Origin of the sequence: Candidatus Avelusimicrobium caledoniensis, from assembly GCF_902756455.1 — a bacterium.
Lineage (GTDB): Bacteria > Elusimicrobiota > Elusimicrobia > Elusimicrobiales > Elusimicrobiaceae > Avelusimicrobium > Avelusimicrobium caledoniense.
The window spans coordinates 1-21,862 of record NZ_CACVRB010000013.1 but is presented as its reverse complement, the minus strand read 5'-3'; the positions used below and the strand labels follow the sequence as shown (position 1 = coordinate 21,862).

The following is a 21,862-nucleotide window of genomic DNA, read 5'->3' as shown; positions in this document are numbered from 1 at the left end:
TATGCAAGAAAATACAATTTTAGTTAAAGAATCTTTAAATAGTGCCGTTGTTAAATTTGTGATTTACAAACCACTGATCGCGCGCTCGGCAAAGGCCGGGCAGTTTGTCATTTTGCGCGGGCGCGAAGGCGGCGAGCGCGTACCGGTGACGCTGGTTGATTGGGACAAGGAAAAAGGCACGATTACCGTTATTATTCAAGCGATCGGCAAATCTACCGCTTTATTTAATTCGCTTAACCAAGGCGAGCGATTTTTGAACGTGGCCGGGCCGCTGGGCACGCCGGTGGAAATTAAAAATTACGGCACGGTGGCGGTAGTCGGCGGCGGCGTGGGAATTGCCGAAGTGTATCCGATTGCCCGCGCGTTAAAAGAAGCCGGCAACCGCGTAATAGCCGTACTCGGTGCGCGCACCAAAGAACTACTAATTTTGGAAAACGAAATGACCGCGCTGTGTGATAAAACCGTTTGCGCTACCGACGACGGCTCACACGGCATGAAAGGCATGGTAACAGACGCTATCCAACAGTTGCACGACAACGGCGAAAAAATAGATGCCGGATTTATTATCGGGCCGATACCCATGATGAAATTTACCGCGCGGCTGATGGATAAACTTTCCATTAAGCCCTACGCCAGTTTAAACCCGATTATGTTAGACGGTACGGGCATGTGCGGTTGTTGCCGCGTAACGGTGGAGGGCAAAGTGCGTTTTGCGTGTGTGGAAGGGCCGATGTTTCCGGCGAGCACCATTGATTTTGACGAACTCATCCGCCGTACCGGCGAATATAAACCGCTTGAAAAAGAGAGTTTGGAAATTTTTCACAAAGACCACGTTTGTAAATGCGGTTTGCATTAAGTTTGTTATAAAGCACCAACCCCCGGCGGCAACCGGGGGTTGGTCTTTTTTTGTTTATGATTAGTAAGCTCCTGTTGAGCCGGATGGGTTTTCGTCCGGTGTTAATTCTTCCGAATGATCAGTTTTTTGTCGCGCGGACGCTGCGTTCATAGTAATACGCGTGTTAAGTTCGTTCAGCGTATCATTATAGTCTCTGATTATCGCCAGGGCCGGAGTGTCAAACATGCCGACGCCCTTGGCCTTCCCTAATTTTTTAAACAACAGGATCCCTGCTTTTTCCGCACGTTTGTCTACGGACAAGGTTTTATCAGACCAGATTTCTTCCAAATCGTACAGACACTGGTTTAACAGAGCCGCCATTTTTCCGAGGGCCTCCAGCCGGATGGTGTTTAACTCGCGCAGGAAGGCGTTTTGCTCCTCAATATCTGCCAGCGCCGCAATGGTTCCCTCCAACTGGGTGGCAAACGGAGAATTATAGATGTCGTCCATCCAACTGCCCGAGGAGGGGTCTCCGGTAATGCTAGCGTACTTGAACCAGGCGTTTGCATTTTGTTGCGCTTGCGGAGTGCTTGCAAAGATCGGCCACTGTACGGGGTTGTTCCAGTTGTTTTTATACTGTTGCAATTCTGACCAAGCGGCTACGCACTGTTCGTTGGACAGCGTGCCTTGTTTTTGCAATTTAGCCAGTGCATCCAACCGTTCTTGCAAAAGTTGTTGTTGACCCGCATGGGCCGGGGCAACGTTTTTTCCGTCGGGTGGAGTGCTTAGCACAAAGGCCAACGTGCTTTGTTGCCCGGCGGTTTGCTGGGAATATAACGCCTCGTTGTCGTGCCAATAGCGTAAGTCCTCCGCCAGGTTGGTGACCCACTGGTTTTTGGCCTTTTGGTCTGCCACAAACAACGTCGGGTTTTGCAACCAGAAAGAGAGCCAAAGCTCCCGGTCTTCGCGCGTTTTTTGGGAGGCAGCTACCTGTAATGCTTCGCGTTTTTGTTTGATCAAATCCAGTTGGCGATCCGCTTCTTGGCGGTCTGCTTCCGGTGCCGTAGGATCAACGGAGATATCAAAGAATTCACGCGCTGCGCGGTTCAAGTTATTTTCCTGTGTAGCAAATGCATTCGTAACGTAAAGGGCATTCAGGTCCGCTACTTTTCCGTTGTGTAATTGCTCTATTTCTTTTTGTATTTGGAGCATTTCTTGGTAACGTTCCTCGTCAGTGCCTTCCTCGTTAGAGGCTAGTGCTTGCAGGCGTTGGTTGAGCGCGTCGTAATCGGCTACGATATCGCGCAAGGCCGGCCGGTAGTCGGTGGGCAGTTGGCTACGTATCGCTAATATGTTTTGCCAATTTTGTTGGCGCGATTGCGAGAGGTCCGTCCCCGTTACCGTTTCTTGCCACAGCAGAGCAAAGTTGTTGTCAAAGAGCTCTTTTGTGTAAACGTCGGCTAGCCGATTCCACGTATCAAATTCTTGTGCATCTAACTCTTGTTGAAAGGATGCACGTGCATTGGCCAAACCGGTTTGCAGAGTCGGAATGTTGACTTTAAGCAACCAGGCCTGTCTTGCTTTAACGAAAGCCGGATCTTTAAAGAGTTGTTCCACTTTCTTTCTCTTTTGCTCTAGCGGCTCTTTGCCGGCAATAATTTCGTTCAGTTTGGTTTTTAACTTGTTCAATTCCTCACGCATTGCTTGCGCTTCTTGCGGATACTTGCCGCCTTGGTCCGTTACCTCTTGGTGCAGGTTGGACAACTCTAACCGCCAAGCGGCATACTCGTATGCCTCTAGAGCTGCTATGTAAGCTTTGTCGTTATAAACTTTCGTTTCAAGTTGTTTTTGTTGTTTTTCCCACGGCTGTCCGTTTGCTAAAATTTTATCCAAACGGGGCTGCAACCGTTTCATCTGTTCCAAGACGGCCTGAGCTTCTTTGGCTAGCGGGTTGGTAACCGCCGACGCATCTTCAAACGATTGGCGTGCGGCAGTCCACTGCAAAGCCGTTTGATTACGGGTAGCATCTTCTTGCACGTGCAAGGCGAAAGTTTGTTCTTCTGTTTGCAGGTGTTCATTCAGTTTCTTTATTTGGTCCAGCAATTCTTTTCTCTCTTTGTTGCTTCCCTTTTTATGGATAGCAACGTACCGGTCCACCAGTTCTTCCAATTCGTTAAGTTGGGCGAGGATGTCCGTTTTCCCCCGGGTTAGCTCCGCGGTGCGCGGTTCAAATGCTGTGTATTGTGCGCGTTTGGTGTCAAGGGTGTCGCGCAACGAATAAATCATTTGATTGGTCAGCGCTTGGTTATACACGCTGTTGTCTGCCCCGAAACTAATCTGTGTTTTTTGCTGGGTGGAAATAAATTCTTGTCCGCGAGCAAATGCGATTAACATGCCTGCAGTACCAAACATAAAAGAGCCGGCATGGGCTTCCGGATCCGTCCCTGCTTTGAACAAGGAGCTCAAACGCAGCATCGGATTCGGCGTTTGCTCTTCGGTGGAAGGCAAGTGGTCGTGCTCGTTAAACGCGTTGGGGTAGCGGTCCAGTTCTGCGTTATAAGCATCAATAGCCCGGTTGTACATAATTCCTTCGGTTTGTATACCGTATGCAAAGCGGTCCAACACTTCCCACCCTGTAAAGAAGATGAAGTTGCCTATTGCCTTACGGACCAGCGGGAGATTGGTAAATACCGGCCCTACTCCCGCCGCGCCGAAACCGCCGGTTTCGTAGAGGCGTTTGGCAAAATCATTGATCCACAGTTCGTTTCCGAATGTTTTTTCGTTAAATCCGAAACCGCCGTTGGCCACAGGTCCTCTGTCCGAGCGTAAGCGATAGCTTCTGCCGCCCACGGTTTGACCGAGTCCGCCGGTCATATGGCCCGATACAGCGGCATCCGCGTTAGGCGTAATGGCCAAGAAATCACCTTCCGGCGAAGGAATCAGCGAGCCGGTTGGGGTGACGGCTTGTTGTTCTAACAAAGCATCGTATTGGGTACGGGTGTATATCTTGCCGTTATACTTGACCTTCGTGGCATTTTCGTAGCCAAGGGCCTCCCAAGCGGTTGCTTGTTGTTTAAAGCGTTCTTCAAGCATTTTCTGTTCTGCTTCGGGCAAACCGGCTAAGCGGTCTGGGTGAGTGTTCATTGCTGCTTGGCGGTAAGCCTTTTTCATTTGTTCGTATGTGGCATCACGCGGAACACCCAAGATCTCATAAAAGTCCGGTACAGTTTCGGCCTCAATAGTAGCACCGCCGCGGGCGGCCGCTGTTAAATTTTCCCGTTGGATTTGCATGGTCAAGTCGGAAAATTCCTGCGACGAAATTTCCACCCATCCATCCGGGGTATGTTTCCAGTATTTAAAATGGGTCGGAGGTGTACGGAGCAATTGCTCGGCCGCGTTTCGTTGGGCGGCGGCTGCCGCTTCGCTAAACGATTTGCCTGCAATCGGTTCGCTGCTGCCTAAGAGCAGTGTTTCTGTTCCGTCGGATAAAGCGGCTCTGGGGATTCCGGCTTCCCGGGCCATTTTCCCGCCCAGACCGGAACTTAAGCTGCTACCTGCCAGATCTCTTTGAAAAGCACGGCCGGTAGCGTTTAATACAGATGCTTCTGTGCCAACGCGCAAGAGGTCCATCCATTTCATGGGGGACAAGGATACGCCCAATCCATTCTGCGGGCCGCGTTGGATATAGCGTAAGAAACGGGCGCGGTCCAACGTAGTGTTAACACCGCGCGTGAATCCTAACGCTTCGGCCCCCAGGTCAAAAGACGTTCTTTCAAAACCCGGCCGTGCCGCATTGATATGGAAGGAACTGATGTCCGGGTTCCTGCCAAACAGGTTATTCCAACGACGAGATACCCAGTCAGAAAAACCGCCTTGGCCGTCTAACCGTCTGCCGGTTGGCGTTGATCCGGCACGGGTTACCGGAGTATCTACTTCAACAGTAACCGGGTTTCCCGGGGCAACGTGCAGGTCCCCGGCTTTTTGGGCCACTTCAAGTAGTTCTTTAGCCGCTTTTTGAGATTCTTCAGCCGCTCTTGTGGCCATTTCGGCTGCTTTAGTTAATTCTTCCGGCGTTTTAGCGGCCTGCGCCATTTCGCGGGCTTGTTGGGCCAAGCGCTGTGCTTCTTGGGCCCGTGCGGCTGCCGCCGTTGCGCGGGCCTCGTTATAGGCCAGCTCGGCTTGACGTAGTGCTTTTTCGGCTTGGGCCAACTCGCGCGTACCTTGGGCCGCGTCCCTGGCATTTTGGGCTAAGGTCACATTCCTTTCGGCTGCAGCAGCGGCCTCTTCGGCTTTAGCCAACGAAGGAATCTCTTTCATTTTCGGGGCCAATTTCTTGGCAACTTGGGTAGAGTTCCGAGTTGTTTGCAGTATTTGTTCGGTAGCTCTGGATAGCCCTTGTGCCACTTCCCGGGCGGAGGCCTTGCCTACTTGTTGCGAGATTTGCCCCAACTCCGCAAACAGTTCCTCTGCGCTCTTAACAGCCATTTCAGCGCCTTCCTTGGCGGAGACGAAAGCTTTTTGCGTAGTGCGGGCTGTATTAGTAACTTCTACTCCTGCCCGTGATAAGGTCCGCTTGACACCGGGTTTGCTGTAATTGATACCTTGCCGTAATTTGCTGATAAAACGGCCAACGCGGCTCTCAAAAGATAACTTGCTGCCCCGCGTGGCGGCTTTTAAAGCCGTCGGCGTCCATTTGACGGCGGTAAAAGTATATCTTAAAGCTCTGAAAACGAACTGAAAGATACCGTCGGCCACGATCCAGAACGCTACTTCCAACATAAGCCGGTTGACAACGGCCTCTTGTTCCGCTTGTACTTTGCGCGGGTTAATATCGGGCGACAAGAAAACATATACAATTCGCGGCGAGTTATTGATCGTAGTACCGTCTGCAAGACATATCGGTCTGTCTCTGTCCGAGTAATAGGCATTATGGCCTGAATTTCTATAATCTTCTTCTTGGTAGGTTTCGTACGGATATTTAACCACGTATTGTTTGTGTTGTGCGCTCCATTCCGTTTTGTAGGCCGTAACCGGGGTCAGGTTGAGCACATCGTCTGCCAACGTCTTTTGCACCACTTGCATTTGTTCTGCATTAAGGCCGTAATCATGCGCGGAATATTTCCCGTCATACCGGGCCATTCTGCCATACATGTAGGCAATAAACTCGGTGGCTATTTGCCGGGATTGATCACTAAAACCTAAACTAGCCGCATTGGGGCTGAGTTCCCGGTCGCGCAACATAGTGTTAGCTATCTGCGGATTTTGGGATATTTTATATTCTAAATGTAAGATACCCATTGCCCCCAATGCCATAAAGCGGGTGTCCGGCCCGTGGTCCGGGTAGGTAAACTCAAAAATTTGTTGTTTGGTTTGGGCGACTGTATTAGCGTCTAAGGCGTAAGAAAGCAACGTGTCGGTAATTAAACCGAACAAAGTTTCTATCTCGCCGGCGTAGGGCTGTACCATTTTCGGTTCGCCCAAATTAAGGATGCCATGTTGGCCGTTTTCCGCAGTTTGGGCAAACATTCCTTCCATGGTTTCAATACCGTGTTTAGCGTCCCAACCGCCCCTTAATAAAACATAGGGGACGGCATATTGCAACAGGATGCGCATCAGCTCTTGTTCTTTAGAACCTTCGCCCGCTTTTTGGGCAGCTTGTTTTAATGCCTTTAATTCCTCTATAAAAGCATCCGTAAAGTTGTCAGTCGGCTGGGGAAGCTGTGCCGGAGGTGCGTACTGGGCCACAGGATTAACTACACGTACCTGTGCAACCGGGGCTGCGGCGGAAAGTCTTTTGTTCCGTGCGTCTACGACTTCCGGAGGAAGGGGAATAGATTTTGATACGGAGGCGTACCCGTCGGCAGACCAAGAAGAAAGCTGTATGCTTAAAGCATCGGACCCGGACACATAGGCCGTACGTTCTTCTAAAATATATCCGGCTGGCACGCTGTCGCCGGACTGCGGATTAAACGGTACTGTGCCCAACTGTTTGTATTGTGCATACGACATCGGTTCCGTGGGCAAGGTAACCGGTGTGTTCAGCTCCGGATTGCGGGGAGTTGAACTCGTAAGTTTTTTTTGCTGTTTGACGTATGCCTGATACATCTTTTCTGACGGATAAATTACCCATTCTTGCACGGGCACAGGCGGCAGATTGGCAAAAGGATCTTCGTAGGGAAGAATGGGATCTTGGTCCGCCGGCCAAACATACGCCGCATCCTCCATCGGTTCGTACTGTCTGCTTACTCGGCCCACAGCGGCTTCCAGTTGTTTTGCGTATGCGGCATCCACGGTTGTAGGAGCAACCGGGTATTCGTCCCTGCTGCTAAAGTTGCCTTTCCCTGTGGCAACAAATGCCGCGTTAATTTGGTCCAGTAACAGACGTAAGCTGCCTACCGCCTCAATCAAATGTTCGTCCATGGAGCGGACGGTCATGTTTCTGGTAAGTTTACGCAAGCGGTACAACGCACGCTGTTGGGCGCGCGGTAAGAAATCGGCCCAGTTTGCCAGTTGGCCCGAAGTACGCGCGGCATTAAGAGACTGAAACAAGAATTGTGCGGCGTACGCCGTTAAAGTTGTTTGGGTAGCCACGGTTGTTTCTTCGGCAGGGATGACCGGGTCTAAATATTCCAGCATGTCATCTGCAGATAAGCGGTTTTCCGAAACTAATTGGGTCCATTCATCTAAGGCATTAACCACAATTTTGTTGTTTTCCGAAACCCATTGGTTCAAAAAGCTGTCAACTTCCTTTTTTAACTGGGGGTATGCTTTAGCCAAATTGTCTAAGGCATACTCTCCGTTGACAAATAGCCATGTGGCATCCCCTTTCGCTTTGGTAATTAGCCCCTTTAATTCTTTATCTAAATTGGGATATTGGGTGCTCAATTGGTTCACAAAATTTGTATAGGAACCTAAGTGGTCTATTTTGTCCTTTGTTTCTTCATTGTGGGGAGGCACCCGGACTTGGGCTACATACGTAGCATCGGCTACGGCAACTTGCGGGGTGAAGATAGGATCTCCGTTTTTGAACGAGGAAAGAAAACCGGTGTGTTCAAGAGAATTTTTTTTGGTGACATACGAGTCGGACAGTTCATGCATTTGCATGACCAAGAGGGCTAAAGATTCGTACGAAAGGCCGTCGGTAACCGGCGTGTTCATGTACAACTCGGTTAAGGCCTCTAACTGGTCGGCGTAGATTTTGTTTAATTCATCTAACGTCTTGGCTGAAGCCAGTGGGGTCGCTTGGGATTTAAAAATTTGTTTTTCCACTTTCTCCCATATTTTTTTAGAAGACACAGCCGAGGACGTACCTTGTTGGGCATAGGCCAATTCGGGGGCTACGATATTAAATGTGAAAACTAAAATCATGAAACGGCAAAGCCAAGTGAACATATTATTTCTCCTATAACAGCGGATTCATACCTATTATTAGTATAAATGGTTTTTCCCCCAATAACAAGCCCTACATACGGCAGAAAAAAGACCTAGTCTATTTTAGGTCTTTAGTCCTATAAGCCCACACAAGCCCGCTTTTGTAAGCGGGCTTGTGTAAAAACAGATTGCGTTAGAGCAACTTAGAGGCCAAATCAGCCAGGTGGCTGCGTTCGGTCTTGGTAAATGTAATGTGACCGTACGACTTTTGGCCGCGCATGCGGTCCACCAAGTACGTCAGCCCGTTTGATTGTACATCCAAATACGGCGTGTCAATTTGGTACGGGTCGCCCGTAACAACTACTTTGGTCCCTTCGCCCGCGCGGGTAAGAATTGTTTTCATCTCGTGCGGGGTTAAGTTCTGCGCGTCGTCTACAATCATATATTGTCCGGGGAGCGAGCGTCCGCGCATATGGGTCACAGAGGCAATTTCAATTTTGCCGCTGTCCAATAAATAATGCGCTTTTTCTTCGCCCTCATCCGGGTTTTTGCGGTCGGCGAGGAAGGCCAAGTTGTCATACACCGCTCCCATCCACGCTTCCAATTTTTCTTCTTTGGTGCCGGGCAAGAAACCTAAATCTTTCCCTACCGGAACGATAGAACGGCAGACCACTAAACGGCGGTAGGCGTTTTCGTCCATGGTGCGTTGCAAGCCGGTGGCTAACGTAATCAGCGTTTTACCTGTACCGGCCGTGCCAACGAGCGTAACGATGTCTAAGCTGTCGTCCAACAACAGTTCCATTGCGAAGCGTTGTTCTTTATTGAGCGGTTTAATACCCCATGCTACGGGCTCTTGGTTGGAAAGCGGATGCAAGATAAAATTGCCGTCGTTGGAAATGCGCCCGATAGCCGATTTCTTGCCGCCGTCGTTCGTTTTTAAAATGATGAATTGGTTAGGCACATAGAGAGTCGGGTCCATGGCCAGTTGTTTTTTATGATAAAACTCATCAATCTGTGCCGGGTCCACTTCTACTTCGGTGACTCCCGTGTAGAGTTCATCTACGTTTACTTTGTCGCTCGTATAATCTTGCGCGGACAAGCCAAGTGCCTCGGCTTTTAAGCGCATATTGATATCTTTAGTTACCACAAACACCGGGCGTGCGTTTTTCTTATACGAGCCCTCTTTTTTCCCTAGCGTGTAGGCGATGTTTAAAATGGAATTATCTGCCTTGTTAAAGGCGAGCGATTGCGGCAAGGCGTTAGGGCGGTCCAATTCAATTTTCAGCGTGCCACCTGTGGCGAGCGGTACGCCTTCGTTTAGGCGGCCGAGTTCGCGCATTTTGTCCAATTCGCGGGAAACCATACGCGCATTTTTGCCGCGGGTATCGCTTTCGTTTTTAAAGGCGTCTAATTCTTCAATAACCGCCATGGGGATAATAATATCGTTATCCTCAAATGCGTGTAAGCAGTTGATATCGTGTAGTAAGACGTTGGTATCCAAAATAAAAGTTTTTTTCATAGTTTCCCTCGCTAGTAACGTAGAGTGCTATTCATAGTATAAACTTGTTTGAGAAGAAAATCAAGGACTTTTGCGTCCGGCGCGTCAAAAGGGTACAATATATACATGAAATACTTGTGCATACACGGTCATTTCTATCAGCCACCACGTGAAAATGCGTGGCTGGACATGATTGAACAACAAGACAGCGCGGCTCCGTTCCACGATTGGAACGAGCGGATCTGTGCCGAGTGTTACGGCCCGAACGCGCTGGCGCGTTTGTTAGACGGACAACAAAATTTAATTCAGTTAACCAATAACTATTCCCGCATCAGTTTTAACTTCGGGCCGACGCTTCTTTCATGGATGGAAAAGCAAGAACCGGAAGTGTATTACGCTATTTTGGAAGCGGATAAAATCAGCCAAACCCGCTTTGGCGGACACGGTAGCGCGATTGCACAAGTGTATAATCATATTATTTTGCCGCTGGCCAACGCGCGTGATAAAGAAACACAAATCAAATGGGGCATTGCCGATTTTACCAAACGTTTTGGTCGTCAACCCGAGGCCTTGTGGCTAGCCGAAACGGCTTGCGATACGCCCACGCTGTGTGCGCTGGCGGACGCGGGGATGAAATTTGTGATTTTAGCACCCGGCCAATGTGCGCGCGTGCGCAAAATCGGCGCGGAAAAATGGGAAGAAGTCGGCGCGGCCGTAGATCCCAAACGCGCGTACCAATGTAACTTGCCCAACGGCAAACAGATTGCTTTATTTTTCTACGACGGGCCGATTTCGCAAGGGATCGCGTTTTCGGACACGTTGTCGTCGGGCGAAAAATTAGCTTCGCGCTTGCTGGGCGCGTATAACCACAGTGAAGAAGCACAACTTATGCACATCGCCACCGACGGTGAAACGTACGGCCACCACCAAAAATTTGCCGATATGTCGCTGGCGTATTGCTTGAAAAAAGTGGAAGAAACGCCGGATGTCAATTTGACCGTTTACGGTGAATTTTTAGAGAAATATCCGCCGCAGTATGAAGCGCAAATTGTGGAGAATTCGTCGTGGAGTTGTTGTCACGGGGTAGAGCGTTGGCGGGCCGATTGCGGGTGCAATTCGGGCCGCGCAGGTTGGCACCAAAAGTGGCGCGCGCCGCTTCGCGCCGCGTTAGATTTTGTGCGCGACGAACTTATCAAAACATTTGAAACGGTCGGGAAAGAATATTTCAAAGACCCGTGGGCCGCGCGCAACGATTACGTAGATTTAATGTCGGACCGCAGCTTGAACGCGCAGCATTGTTTCTTTTTAAAACACGCCACCGAAAAAGCGTGGAACGACCGCGCCGGGGCACTCATGCTTTTGGAAATGCAAAAAAACGCACTGTTTATGTACACCAGTTGCGGTTGGTTTTTTGACGAAATCAGCGGTATTGAGACGGTGCAAATCATGCAATATGCCTGCCGCGCACTAGAACTCAATAAACGTTTGACAGGTAACGATTTGGAACCGGCTTTTGTGGAAAAATTAGCCGCCGCTCCGAGCAACATTAAAGAATTAAAAAACGGTGCGCGCGTGTATGAGCGGTATGTAAAACCGCAAACTACGCCGATAGAAAAACTGGCGCTGGAGCATATCATCACGCTCATGGCCGACGAAACAACCAATCCGCACCGGGCGTTTTCATGCGAGGTGCTGTCTTTTGCACCGCGCAAATTAACGGCCCCGCATGCGCGGTTGTGGGCGGGCGAAATTGCGCTCAAATCTACGGTTACATTGGTAGAGCAAAAATTTTGTTTTGCGGTGTTTCGCCGCGGCGCGGCCGAGTTTACGTGTGCGGTGCAACCGCATGACGGTACGGATCCGAGCGGTTGGTTAAATGAATTGGAAACTTTATTTAACGCACAAAAATACGAAGAAGTCCACGCGGTCATAGTTAAACATTTGGTGCACGTATATACCGTTTCTTCTATGATTAACGACGTGCGGCGAAAAGTCATGCAAAGCACGTTCCGTAAAATGGACGAACAGACCGATGTGTCTTTCTCAAAACTGTTTGAAGCGCAATATCCGGTGGTGCGTGCGTTGCAGGTAATCGGTGCGCCTGTGCCGCCGGCGTTTATTCCGGTAGCTGAATTTGTATTGGCGGAAGACATCAAGGCGGAAATCCGCGCGGCGGACATCAATATCGGCTCGTTAGAGGAACTGATGGAAGATGTCAAAGCGTTGGGGCTCAATATCGCTCCGCGCGTAAACGATGTGGTAACAGACAAAGTGACTAATTTGGCCTTTGCCTTTGCCCGCAACCCGGAGAAAACTTCCGCCGCCATGAAACTGGTAGAACTGCTTAATTACGCGGAAATTTTTGGCTTCAAGCCCGATACCGTTAAAGCGCAGGAGTTTGTGTTTTTGGGTATTGAAAATTTAGGCGAAACGGCCAAAAACAAGGATCTTGTCCGCGCGCTCGCGCGCAAATTAAAAATCGCTTTATAAGTTGTTGTTTGCTAACGACTCACGCACAAAACTTTTTGTTTTGTGCGTGTTTTTTGTTGTCTGTAAAATTGCCTATTGACATCGTTTTTTTTTTTGCTACATTTTATTTAATGAAACAAAGGAGGTTGTATGAAAAACAAACAAGCATTTACGCTCATTGAATTATTAGTCGTTGTGTTAATCATTGGTATATTGGCGGCGGTGGCGTTGCCGCAATACCAAAAAGCAGTTAAAAAAGCGCGCGGAATAGAAGCCATTACTACGCTACGCAGTATTGTCCAAGCGGAACTGGTGTATCACATGAGTGCGGGAGAATTTACGTCCGATTTGGAAGAATTACCCATAACGGTCAATGATGCCAATTATCGGTATCACGTACAGATTCGTACGGAAGGAGCAGGAGCTTATGCTGAGCCAAAAAAATCCAATAGAGGCAATATATTTGAATGGACGTTTACGACGGAAGGCCCAGCCACTTTGTATTGCCTTGGAACACAAGAACAATGTGCCCAATACGGAAAAACAACACCGACTTGGGATAGTGGAGCTCATTATTGGATAATCAATTTGTAAAATTATTCCTCGTCAATTTTTAGCATCGCCACAAACGCTTCTTGCGGAATGTTCAAACTGCCGATAGATTTCATCCGCTTTTTACCTTCTTTTTGTTTTTCTAATAATTTGCGTTTGCGGGTAATATCGCCGCCGTAGCATTTAGCGATAACGTCTTTTCTAAAAGCGGGTATCGTTTCGCGCGCGATTACTTTTCCGTTAACGGCGGCTTGTACGGCTACTTCAAATTGTTGGCGGCCGATAAGTTCTTTTAACTTGGCGCACAAGGCGCGGCCCATGGTTTGTGCCTTGTCTTTATGCACCACCACGGAAAGTGCATCCACCGGCGAGCCGTGCAGTAAAATTTCCATTAAAACTACATCCGAACTTCTAAACCCGGCTACCTCATAATCAAAAGACGCATACCCTTTGGAAACCGATTTTAATTTATTGTAAAAATCAATGACCATTTCGCCCATTGGCATTTCATATTTAATAATCACGCGTTGGTTAGACAAATGGTCCATGTTCATAAACGTACCGCGTTTTTCCTTCAGTAGCGTCATCACACCGTCCATAAATTCCACGGGCGTTACAATCGTGATGTGAATGACGGGCTCTTTGATATCAATAATATCGCCGTGCGGCGGGAAGTTGGCCGGGTTATCAATAATTTTATAACCGGGGTCATCCGGTGCATCCGGCAATGCCGCCAACTCCTGCGGGTGCGATTTGCGAGATGTAAATTTAACGTGATACACTACGTTAGGGCTTGTGGCAATTAAAGATAAATTAAACTCTCTTTCAAGCCGCTCTTTTACAATTTCAATATGTAAAATGCCCATAAACCCTAACCGGAAACCAAAGCCCAACGCCTTGGATGTTTCGCTTTGATAATGAAACGAAGAATCGGACAAGTTTAATTTTTCAAGGGCTTTTCTAAGGAGCGGAAAATCGGTTGTTTCTACCGGGAAAATAGACGCAAACACGACGGGTTTGGCGTCTGCGTAGCCGGGCAACGCCTCTGTGGCGGGGCGTTCGGCTAACGTGACGGTATCGCCCACTTTTACTTGGTGGATATCTTTAATGCCCGCGACCAAATACCCTACTTCTCCGGCAGACAGTTGGTCGCACTTATGGAGTTGTTTAGGCGTCATAAAACCGATTTCTTCGGTTTTGTACGACGCGCCGGAAGACATAAATTGAATCGTTTGCCCCGGCTTAATACTGCCGTCTACCAAGCGGATATACATCACTACGCCGCGGAACGGGTCGTAATACGAGTCAAAAATTAGCGCGCGCAAAGGGGCCTCTGCCTTGCCTTGCGGGGCGGGGATATCCTCAATAATGCGGTCTAATAAATGCTCAATGCCCATGCCGGTTTTGGCGCTGACGCGTTCGGCTTCAATGGGTTCGCGCAAAATATCCCACAGCTGTTCTTCGGAAGCGTCCGCATCCGATTGGGATAAATCTACTTTGTTCATCACGGGGATAATTTTAAGCCCCAAACTTTGCGCCAAATGCGCGTGGGCGACCGTTTGCGCTTCTACTCCTTGTGACGCATCTACTAATAAAAGTACGCCCTCGCACGCGCGCAACGAACGCGCGACTTCGTAGGAAAAATCTACATGGCCGGGCGTGTCAATTAAATTTAAAATATAATCTTTGTACGCAATACGTACGGCCTTGGCTTTAATGGTAATGCCGCGCTCGCGCTCCAAGTCCATCCCGTCTAACAGTTGGGCCTGCATTTTTCGCTTGGGCACGGTGCCGGTATCCTCTAAAATACGGTCGGACAGCGTGGTCTTGCCGTGATCAATATGGGCTACAATGGAAAAGTTACGAATTTTCATGTCGGTTATTTTGCTCAATTAAATTTCTTATTTCTTCGGAACTGCCCATTAACAGCGCCGCTTGGGCCAAATCGGTGCAGTGTTCAAAATCGGAATTGCGGATATTGTTTTTCACACGCAAAAACATACGCGGTGTGACGGATAATGCGTCTATGTTTAACCCCAGTAACAACGGTAACATTTTGGTATCGGAGGCAATTTCTCCACAGATACAGACCACTTTGCCGCGTTTATGCGCCGTTTGGATGATTAAATTAAGCGTGCGCGCGACAGCCGGGTGGCACGGGTCGTAGAGGTGGGCCACTTCTTGGTTGACGCGGTCCACGGCCATTAAGTATTGGATTAAATCGTTCGTGCCGATAGAAATAAAATCTAAGTCGCTTATCATGCCGTCTAAGGCAATGGCGGCAGAGGGCACTTCAATCATCGCGCCTAGCGCAATTTTATTAACAGGCCGCTTGCCGGCTTGGGCAAATTCTTCCAAAATTTCATTATACGCTTTGCGTACGTGGCGTACTTCTTCTACCGAAGAGACCATGGGGATAAGTATCCCCAACTGTGCCGGTACTTCGCACGCGGTGCGGATAATTGCGCGCAGTTGGGTGCGCAGTAATTCCGGGTTTTTAAGCAGTAGCCGGATCCCGCGGCAACCCATAAAAGGGTTTTCGTCTTGGTCAAATTCGTCTAACGGGAAATCGGGTTTTTTATCGGCCCCCAAATCGGCCAGGCGAATCGTTACCGGGCGCATATCAAAGCGTTTGGCGGTAGCCAAATAGACGTTGTATTGTTCATCTTCCGACGGAGCAACGGGCGTGCCCATAAAAATAAATTCGGTGCGAAGTAGCCCCAAGCCGTCGGTAATTAAATGTTTGTTTTCTTTTTTATCGGTGCGCGGATCGTAATTGACAAAAAGTTTAATGGGGTGGCCATCTTGGGTAATAACGGGTAAATGGTTGATTGTTTTTAACAACGCTTCCGTCTTTTTGATATCGCGCTGAATTTGACGGTAATTGGACAGGGTGTAGCGGTCCGGATTGATAACCAAAAGACCGTTTTCGCCGTCAATAATAAGCGTGTCGCCCGCGTGCACATCTTTAGAAGCCGTAGATAAACCCACTACGGCAGGTATATTTAAACTTTGCGCCAAGAGAGCCGTGTGACTGGTTTTCCCGCCGACGTCCGTGCAAAAGCCCAAAATTTTATGCTCTTGTAAATTGATGGTGTCTGACGGATACAAATTGTGTGCAACGAGCAAAGACGGTTTTTGTACCGAAGATAAAAAATTATTTTTATCGCCTGATAAATTGTTGGCAAGCCGCTTGCCTACATCAAACAGATCATTGCGGCGTTCTTTAAAAAACGGATCTTCTATTTTGTGAAAGGAGGCCGCCAACTCCTGCAAAGTAAATAAAATGGCCGCTTGGGCGGAAAGTTGCTCGTGCTCAATTTTATGCAAAATGGCGTTGTGAAAAGCCGGATCTTGTAAGATCAGTTTGTGCGTGGACATTAAATTAGCATATTCTGCGCCCAACGTGTCATGCACTTTGTGTTCGCATTCGTCCAATTCGGCCAAGGTTTGCCGGGTAGCTTGATCAAATTTGGCAGTTTCGGCCGGGATTTCATTTGCGGAAATATATTGGCGAGAAAGCGCAACATGTTCCCCCGGCAGTAACACGGCCGGACCAATCGCTACTCCCGGGCTGGCGGCAATTCCTTTTAAAACAAGCATCTAAAATTCCTCATTAAATTTGTTTTCAAAAAGTGTCTTAATGGCTTGGGCGGCCTCTTGTTCATCGGCTCCTTCGGCGGTTAAATGCAAAACAGAGCCATGCTCGGCGGCGAGCATCATAACACCCATGATACTTTTGGCGTCCACCCGCACACCGTCTTTGGTGAGCCCGATGGTGCTTTTATAGTTGCCGGCAGTTTGGGCAATCAGCGCGGCCGGGCGTGCATGTAAGCCCAGTTGGTTGATAATTTTTAAATCAAGTTCTATCATGTGTCTCCTATAAGTAACAGACGATGTTGAAGATGACAACTGCCGCTAAATAAAGATACATATTCGGGATACGTAACCGTCGGGTAATAAAACTGATACACACGAAAAATAAGATTAAAACGGCCCGCGTAATAAAGTGTACATCTATGGAATGTTGAAAATCGCGCAGATAATAGTAAATACCCAGTAAAAGCAGCCCGATAGTCAGCACAAGCCCGATTTTTTTAGCGTTGTAAATAGTACGGTTCCAATCAAATTGAGTCAACCCGTAACACGCTTTATTATTGGCATTGTAACTGATTTTAATACCTTGCCATTTCACAAACAGCGCAATCGCGTTAAATGCCAAAAAGGCGGCTACACTGCCGGCCAACACATACGTAAGCGGCAAGATATCCTCTTGTTGAATTTCAAATACGTGTATGCCCAGGATTAGCCAAATAAATAAAGCCAACAAAAGCGTAAGCGGTTTAAGTGTCCCCCAAAACAAACGGTCGCCGATAGATGCCGTGGTAATAGATAAGCCCCGTTTAATGGCGTTCCATTCCAAGGTTTCCTCGTTAGATTCGTCTAATGTTTTGGCGTTGGCGATATATTCTTCTTGTTTGGCCAGTGCTCCAAAGCAAAAAGAGGCCATGACCGGTTGCGTGTTAAAGGTGGCTAAATAGCGCGAAACAACGGACGGGATCGCGTCTTTATCTTGTTTATATAATTTTTCCACAAACGGCCACATGACAAACATGAGCCCCAAATTTTGGTATTTCAGGTAGTTCCAACCCGTCTGTAAAAAAAACGAGCGCACAAATAAACCGAAGTGTTGTGAAAATTTCATGCGTTACCTCTTTTTTAACCGAAATTCGGGAATAAGCGACGCTAGCCCGATCCACGGCACAGCCATAAATGCAAATTGGCACGCATAAAAAGCGCGTTGCGGAATATGCGGTTGCAACCATTGTGCCAACGTGGCACTAACACCGATGAATAAGGAAATAAGTACAAAGTTAATTAAAAAGCACGCACCGAGTTCCAAGAACACCACCCGGTTAATGGCGCGGGGGTTTTGCATAATTTGTTTTTCCCACGAGGTAAGCAAATTGACCCGTTGTTTGCGTACGCGGCGTTCTACTTGCACAAAAAGTAGCGAGCCCAACACGGCAATAATAAACGCGTAACAAAGTTGGATCCCCAGGGAGTCTAACGCTACGGCAATCGCGCAACAAATAACGGCGCTGGGGGGCAAAATGGCTCCCAGCGGGTTAATATCGGTAAACAATAGCTCCGTAAATACGCCTATTTGGATGCCGGCGGCCCAATCTCCCGTAATTAACGCAAACAGCGGGCCCGCAATTACACCGCGCGAAAACGTCAACTGAAAAGCGTAGGTGGTATCCAGTTCAAGCAAGGCAGCCAGCAAACACAAAAGTAAAATTTCAACGCTCACGGAGCACCTCTTTTAAGGACAGGGAAATATCGTTCGGCACGGCCCGCGTTTCAATAGAAATGCCTAAGTCCCGCGCCAGTTTTAATAATTGTTTATCCTGTTCGTCTAAAAACACATGGTCGGCCAGTTTTTGGGCCCCTTCTTTAAAGTGCATACCGCCGATGTTGACGTTTTTTACGGGTACGCCGTTTGTAATCAGATCCGATAGATCTTGCAAGGATGCCATGAGCAAGAATATCCGCCGTTTGGAGGTGGCGGCGTATTTGGATATTTTTTCTGCTTCCATGACTGACAAATCATACTCATAAGGCAAGCTCAAACGCAAAAGCCCTTCGTTAAGGTTATGGCGGTTACGTTTGGTGCACGGAATGATCACCTCGTCTACGTTTAACTGCGGTAGCCAAGCTTGAACAATTTGCCCATGAATCAGGCGATCATCTACACGTGCAAAAACAATCGGCATTAGAGTCCTTTAATAAGTAGTTCCGTTGCGTTAATAACGGCGCGTTTGCCGTCGGATTCAATCTTTTCGGCTAATTCTTTGGCCGTCAATTTTTTGCGGCTGTTCATAGCGGTAAGCAGCATACTCAAATTCAGCCCCGTAATCACGTGGCAGTTGGGTAAATCTTTGCTGGCCGTAAGCGAAATGTTGGTAGCGCTGCCGCCGAAGATGTCTGTTAAAATGACAGCTCCTTCCGTGCAGGAGGCCAGTTCTTTTTGCAATTTTTGCGCTTCTTGTTGTACAGAAGCCGTTGTGGTAACCGCAAATGTGGCAAAACCGTCATCAGCCGGTTTGCCGATAATTTGAGAGGCCGTATCCAGCATCTCTTTGGCTAAGTTGCCGTGTGTTACTAAAATAATTTTAAGCATAATCACACCCCTATATCTCTATGAAATTCCGAAGCGCTTAATCTGAGTTTATTTAAATATTCTGCCAGTTTATGTGCCATGAACACGCTTCGGTGTTTGCCGCCGGTACAACCCATGGCAATGGTTAAATAACTTTTTCCTTCTTTGATGTATTTGGGAATTAAGTATTTAATCAAATCGGCAAATTTTTCGGCAAATTCACGTGTCTCTTTAAACGACATAATATAATCTTGCACGTCGCTGTCTAACCCGGTTTTGTTTTTTAACTCGGGTACGTAATACGGATTGGGTAAAAAGCGTACGTCCATGACGATATCGCACTCTTTAGGTAATCCGTATTTAAACCCAAACGACATCACTTGAATCTGCATATCGCCCGCGCGGGTCAGCGACAATAAAGAGGAAAGCTTTTCCTTGAGTTCGCCCAGTTTTAGGCCGGACGTATCAATAATTACGTTGGCCAATTTTAACGTGGGGGCCATCACTTCGCGTTCGTGGGCGATAGCGGCCACCAATTTTTTATGCACCGGGTGTTTGTGTTTGGTTTCGGAGAAACGGCGTATCAAGCACCCGTCTGAGGCATTTAAGAAAATAACTTTGACGGAAAATTCATCTTTAGCCAGCGCGCTAAGTAGCGAAGGCATTTCTTTAAGCCGGTCGCCTTCACGCACGTCAATACCTAAAGCGATGTCGCGCGTGGCGTCGTTTTGGCGGACGTAGTTGATGAAATCTTTAAATAAGGCAAGCGGCAAATTGTCCACGCAGTAAAAACCCAAATCGCCAAACATTTTTAATGCTTGCGATTTGCCCGCGCCGCTCATACCGGTAATGATAAATAAGCGTCTTTTTTCATTTGACATACGGTTTACCGTTTCCCTTTTTCATTTTGTCTAAAATCTTTTGGCTAAATTCTTTGGCGGAAAAAATGCCTTGGCTTTTAAGCTGTTGGTTTAAGGCGGCAACTTCAATGAGCACCGCCAAGTTGCGCCCCGGGGTAACGGGCAAGCCCAGTGAAGGAATTTCCACGCCTAAAATATCAGTCGTTTTCTGCTCGACTCCCAACCGGTCCAGCGGCTCTTTAGAGGGAGAAGTTAAGACGACTTCCATATCAATTTTGGTTTCGTCTAACGTGGATCCCACGCCAAAGAGTAGCGGTACGTCCAAAATTCCCAGCCCGCGTACTTCCATATAATGTTTGAGCATGGTGGGACAGGAACCGACCAGATAACGGCCGCGGCTTTTTTGAATTTCTACCACGTCGTCTGCTACTAAAATATGTCCGCGTTTGATAAGCTCCAACGCACATTCGCTTTTGCCGATGCCCGATTCTCCGCGGATGAGTACGCCCATGCCGCTCACGTCCACCAGTACGCCGTGGATGTGGGTAACGGGAGCTAGTTTTTCGTCTAAGAAGCGGGAAAATTCAGCTACGAACGCGCCGGATTCCATAGCGGTTTTAAGCACCGGCACATCCGCACTTAAACACGCTTTACGCACAGCGGGGGGCGGTGTTAGATCGGCAGTCATAATGACGCACGGCACCGATCCCTCGCTGAGCATTTTGGTAATGTTGGCACGCAGGCGCGCTTTGTTTTCTTTTTGACAAAACGCATGTTCCCCGCGGCCGAAGACCTGTACGGAGTTCGCCCGGAAATTATCCAAATGTCCGCTAAGCGCCAGCCCCGGGCGGTTGACACTGCCCAGGGTAATCTCGCGCTGAATATAGCGTTTACCGCAAACGAGTTCCAAGTTCAAGCGTTTGACTTGGAGTAATTCGGCTACGGTAATGGACTTGGTAAATTCCATTTCGGCTCCGGTTTATTTTTTCTTCATCGGTTTGATTAACCCAAACGTACCGTCTAAGCGTTTGAAAATCAAATTGATTTGTTTGGAATCTTCGTCTAAGAAAATCCAGAACGAATAGCCAAGCCGTTCCATTTCGTAAGCGGCGTCTTCCGGGTTCATGGGCAAGACTTCTACTTGCTTAATGACCGAGAATTTCACGTCGGCTTGCGGCAACACAACCGTATCGGCAAACGCTTCCATTTCTACCATTTTGACAGATTTTTTGGAAGTTTTGCGCGCTTTGGCTTTGTTTTTAATTTTTTTGGCTTGCGCTTCAGCTTTGACGGCAGCGGCATCAATGGCCTTGTAGAGATTGCTTTCTACCGCGCTGGCGTTGATCGTCGTTTTAGCACCGGTGTGCAAGATGATTTCGGCTTTTTGATGAATTTTTTTCTCTACGGAAATCAATACTTGGGCGGAAACGATATTGTCAAAAAAGTTTTCAACTTTGCTCACGCGGGTATTGATAAAGTCTTTAATGGCCGGAGTTAATTTAATGTTTTTGGCCGTAATTTTAATATCCATAAGTCCTCCGATAAGTAATCACGGGTTTGTCCCCGCATATAGTATTAAAACATTATCCGGGGGTAGATGTCAATTACGCGCGCGTAGGAACGGCACGTTTAACAGCCAAAGCGGCGAAAATAAAACTAGATATCTTTGGTGGCCTCCTGTATGTAGTAATAGTGTAAGAAAAAATAGTGGAAAATCAACCCCCTTGGTACTCGCCGTACGGGGGACTTCGTGTTATTCTGTAATGTTTTTGTTGTTTATCCGCCCCTTTAGCACCGTTTACAAAAAGCGCCAAATCGGAAAAGGAAATTTACATGTTTGAGTGGGTAGCGAGTTTGTAAATTTTCCCGATTTGTCTGCTTTTTGTGGTGCCATGGGGCGGCGGTCTTTTGTAGCTTTTCTGCCGTCAGAAAAGCGGAAAAGGAGCTTGTTGCACTGCAAAGCGACAATGCAAAAACAGTGTGGCTACAAGTAAGTGAAAGTTGACTTCCCATTTGCCTGGGCCCGGCAAGGGCCTTTTCTGTATATATTTTTCTCTCGCTCGTCATCCCGCAGAGTTTCTATGCGGGATATAGCGAGAGAAAAAATAAAACTT

General features: G+C 48.0%; 15 protein-coding genes. 3 read left to right on the top strand and 12 right to left on the bottom strand.

Annotated features, from left to right (window positions below; genetic code table 11):
* Nucleotide 1 precedes the first annotated feature (1 nt).
* Complete coding sequence (locus ACQY2W_RS03970; protein WP_428049603.1) at nucleotides 2-856, top strand: sulfide/dihydroorotate dehydrogenase-like FAD/NAD-binding protein; 855 nt, start codon at nucleotides 2-4, stop codon at nucleotides 854-856.
* A 60-nt stretch (nucleotides 857-916) separates the two neighbouring features.
* Here the strand turns inward: ACQY2W_RS03970 and ACQY2W_RS03965 are convergent, their stop codons facing one another.
* Together ACQY2W_RS03965 and ACQY2W_RS03960 are read right to left on the bottom strand one after the other, a co-directional pair.
* Nucleotides 917-8,227 carry a DnaJ domain-containing protein gene (locus ACQY2W_RS03965; protein ID WP_428049602.1) on the bottom strand — a complete coding sequence of 2,437 codons (7,311 nt, stop codon included), beginning with the start codon at nucleotides 8,225-8,227 and terminating at the stop codon, nucleotides 917-919.
* A 172-nt stretch (nucleotides 8,228-8,399) separates the two neighbouring features.
* Nucleotides 8,400-9,725 (bottom strand): PhoH family protein, encoded by a 1,326-nt coding sequence (locus ACQY2W_RS03960; protein ID WP_428049601.1) that lies wholly within the window; start codon nucleotides 9,723-9,725, stop codon nucleotides 8,400-8,402.
* A 105-nt stretch (nucleotides 9,726-9,830) separates the two neighbouring features.
* On the opposite strand from ACQY2W_RS03960, the gene ACQY2W_RS03955 reads away from it, so the two are divergent.
* Nucleotides 9,831-12,194, top strand: a complete 2,364-nt coding sequence (locus tag ACQY2W_RS03955) for a DUF3536 domain-containing protein (RefSeq protein WP_428049600.1) — start codon at nucleotides 9,831-9,833, stop codon at nucleotides 12,192-12,194.
* 129 nt (nucleotides 12,195-12,323) lie between these two features.
* Nucleotides 12,324-12,767 (top strand): type IV pilin protein, encoded by a 444-nt coding sequence (locus ACQY2W_RS03950; RefSeq protein WP_428049598.1) that lies wholly within the window; start codon nucleotides 12,324-12,326, stop codon nucleotides 12,765-12,767.
* A gap of 2 nt (nucleotides 12,768-12,769) precedes the next feature.
* Here the strand turns inward: ACQY2W_RS03950 and lepA are convergent, their stop codons facing one another.
* From lepA to hpf, 10 genes are read right to left on the bottom strand one after another with little or no spacing between them, the layout of a single operon-like run.
* Entirely contained in the window at nucleotides 12,770-14,599 is a 1,830-nt protein-coding gene (lepA, locus tag ACQY2W_RS03945) for a translation elongation factor 4 (protein WP_428049596.1), read from the bottom strand.
* Nucleotides 14,586-16,328, bottom strand: coding sequence for a phosphoenolpyruvate--protein phosphotransferase (gene ptsP, locus ACQY2W_RS03940; RefSeq protein WP_428049594.1), 1,743 nt, complete (start codon nucleotides 16,326-16,328; stop codon nucleotides 14,586-14,588). The genes lepA and ptsP overlap by 14 nt, the downstream gene beginning before the upstream one ends.
* Nucleotides 16,329-16,598 carry an HPr family phosphocarrier protein gene (locus ACQY2W_RS03935; RefSeq protein WP_428049592.1) on the bottom strand — a complete coding sequence of 90 codons (270 nt, stop codon included), beginning with the start codon at nucleotides 16,596-16,598 and terminating at the stop codon, nucleotides 16,329-16,331. It lies immediately after the preceding gene.
* A gap of 7 nt (nucleotides 16,599-16,605) precedes the next feature.
* The gene (locus ACQY2W_RS03930; protein ID WP_428049590.1) at nucleotides 16,606-17,430 is read right to left on the bottom strand and encodes a PTS system mannose/fructose/sorbose family transporter subunit IID; all 825 of its coding nucleotides are present in this window, start codon (nucleotides 17,428-17,430) and stop codon (nucleotides 16,606-16,608) included.
* Between the two features lie 3 nt (nucleotides 17,431-17,433).
* Nucleotides 17,434-18,039: a PTS sugar transporter subunit IIC gene (locus ACQY2W_RS03925; protein WP_428049588.1), complete on the bottom strand. Its 606-nt coding sequence runs from the start codon at nucleotides 18,037-18,039 to the stop codon at nucleotides 17,434-17,436.
* A complete protein-coding gene (locus ACQY2W_RS03920; RefSeq protein ID WP_428049586.1) occupies nucleotides 18,029-18,502 on the bottom strand; it encodes a PTS system mannose/fructose/N-acetylgalactosamine-transporter subunit IIB in 474 nt (157 codons plus the stop codon). The genes ACQY2W_RS03925 and ACQY2W_RS03920 overlap by 11 nt, the downstream gene beginning before the upstream one ends.
* A complete protein-coding gene (locus ACQY2W_RS03915) occupies nucleotides 18,502-18,909 on the bottom strand; it encodes a PTS sugar transporter subunit IIA (RefSeq protein WP_428049584.1) in 408 nt (135 codons plus the stop codon). The genes ACQY2W_RS03920 and ACQY2W_RS03915 overlap by 1 nt, the downstream gene beginning before the upstream one ends.
* Nucleotides 18,910-18,911: 2 nt before the next feature.
* Complete coding sequence (gene rapZ, locus ACQY2W_RS03910) at nucleotides 18,912-19,769, bottom strand: RNase adapter RapZ (RefSeq protein ID WP_428049582.1); 858 nt, start codon at nucleotides 19,767-19,769, stop codon at nucleotides 18,912-18,914.
* On the bottom strand, nucleotides 19,759-20,715 hold the full coding sequence (gene hprK / locus ACQY2W_RS03905) for an HPr(Ser) kinase/phosphatase (protein WP_428049580.1): 957 nt from the start codon (nucleotides 20,713-20,715) through the stop codon (nucleotides 19,759-19,761). The genes rapZ and hprK overlap by 11 nt, the downstream gene beginning before the upstream one ends.
* A gap of 12 nt (nucleotides 20,716-20,727) precedes the next feature.
* Complete coding sequence (gene hpf / locus ACQY2W_RS03900) at nucleotides 20,728-21,279, bottom strand: ribosome hibernation-promoting factor, HPF/YfiA family (protein ID WP_428049578.1); 552 nt, start codon at nucleotides 21,277-21,279, stop codon at nucleotides 20,728-20,730.
* Nucleotides 21,280-21,862 lie beyond the last annotated feature (583 nt).

Coding starts and splice junctions, on each gene's coding strand:
- ACQY2W_RS03970 (WP_428049603.1), top strand. CDS start 2: ATGCAAGAAAATACAATTTTAGTTAAAGAATCTTTAAATAGTGCCGTT.
- ACQY2W_RS03965 (WP_428049602.1), bottom strand. CDS start 8,227: ATGTTCACTTGGCTTTGCCGTTTCATGATTTTAGTTTTCACATTTAAT.
- ACQY2W_RS03960 (WP_428049601.1), bottom strand. CDS start 9,725: ATGAAAAAAACTTTTATTTTGGATACCAACGTCTTACTACACGATATC.
- ACQY2W_RS03955 (WP_428049600.1), top strand. CDS start 9,831: ATGAAATACTTGTGCATACACGGTCATTTCTATCAGCCACCACGTGAA.
- ACQY2W_RS03950 (WP_428049598.1), top strand. CDS start 12,324: ATGAAAAACAAACAAGCATTTACGCTCATTGAATTATTAGTCGTTGTG.
- lepA (WP_428049596.1), bottom strand. CDS start 14,599: ATGAAAATTCGTAACTTTTCCATTGTAGCCCATATTGATCACGGCAAG.
- ptsP (WP_428049594.1), bottom strand. CDS start 16,328: ATGCTTGTTTTAAAAGGAATTGCCGCCAGCCCGGGAGTAGCGATTGGT.
- ACQY2W_RS03935 (WP_428049592.1), bottom strand. CDS start 16,598: ATGATAGAACTTGATTTAAAAATTATCAACCAACTGGGCTTACATGCA.
- ACQY2W_RS03930 (WP_428049590.1), bottom strand. CDS start 17,430: ATGAAATTTTCACAACACTTCGGTTTATTTGTGCGCTCGTTTTTTTTA.
- ACQY2W_RS03920 (WP_428049586.1), bottom strand. CDS start 18,502: ATGCCGATTGTTTTTGCACGTGTAGATGATCGCCTGATTCATGGGCAA.
- ACQY2W_RS03915 (WP_428049584.1), bottom strand. CDS start 18,909: ATGCTTAAAATTATTTTAGTAACACACGGCAACTTAGCCAAAGAGATG.
- rapZ (WP_428049582.1), bottom strand. CDS start 19,769: ATGTCAAATGAAAAAAGACGCTTATTTATCATTACCGGTATGAGCGGC.
- hprK (WP_428049580.1), bottom strand. CDS start 20,715: ATGGAATTTACCAAGTCCATTACCGTAGCCGAATTACTCCAAGTCAAA.
- hpf (WP_428049578.1), bottom strand. CDS start 21,279: ATGGATATTAAAATTACGGCCAAAAACATTAAATTAACTCCGGCCATT.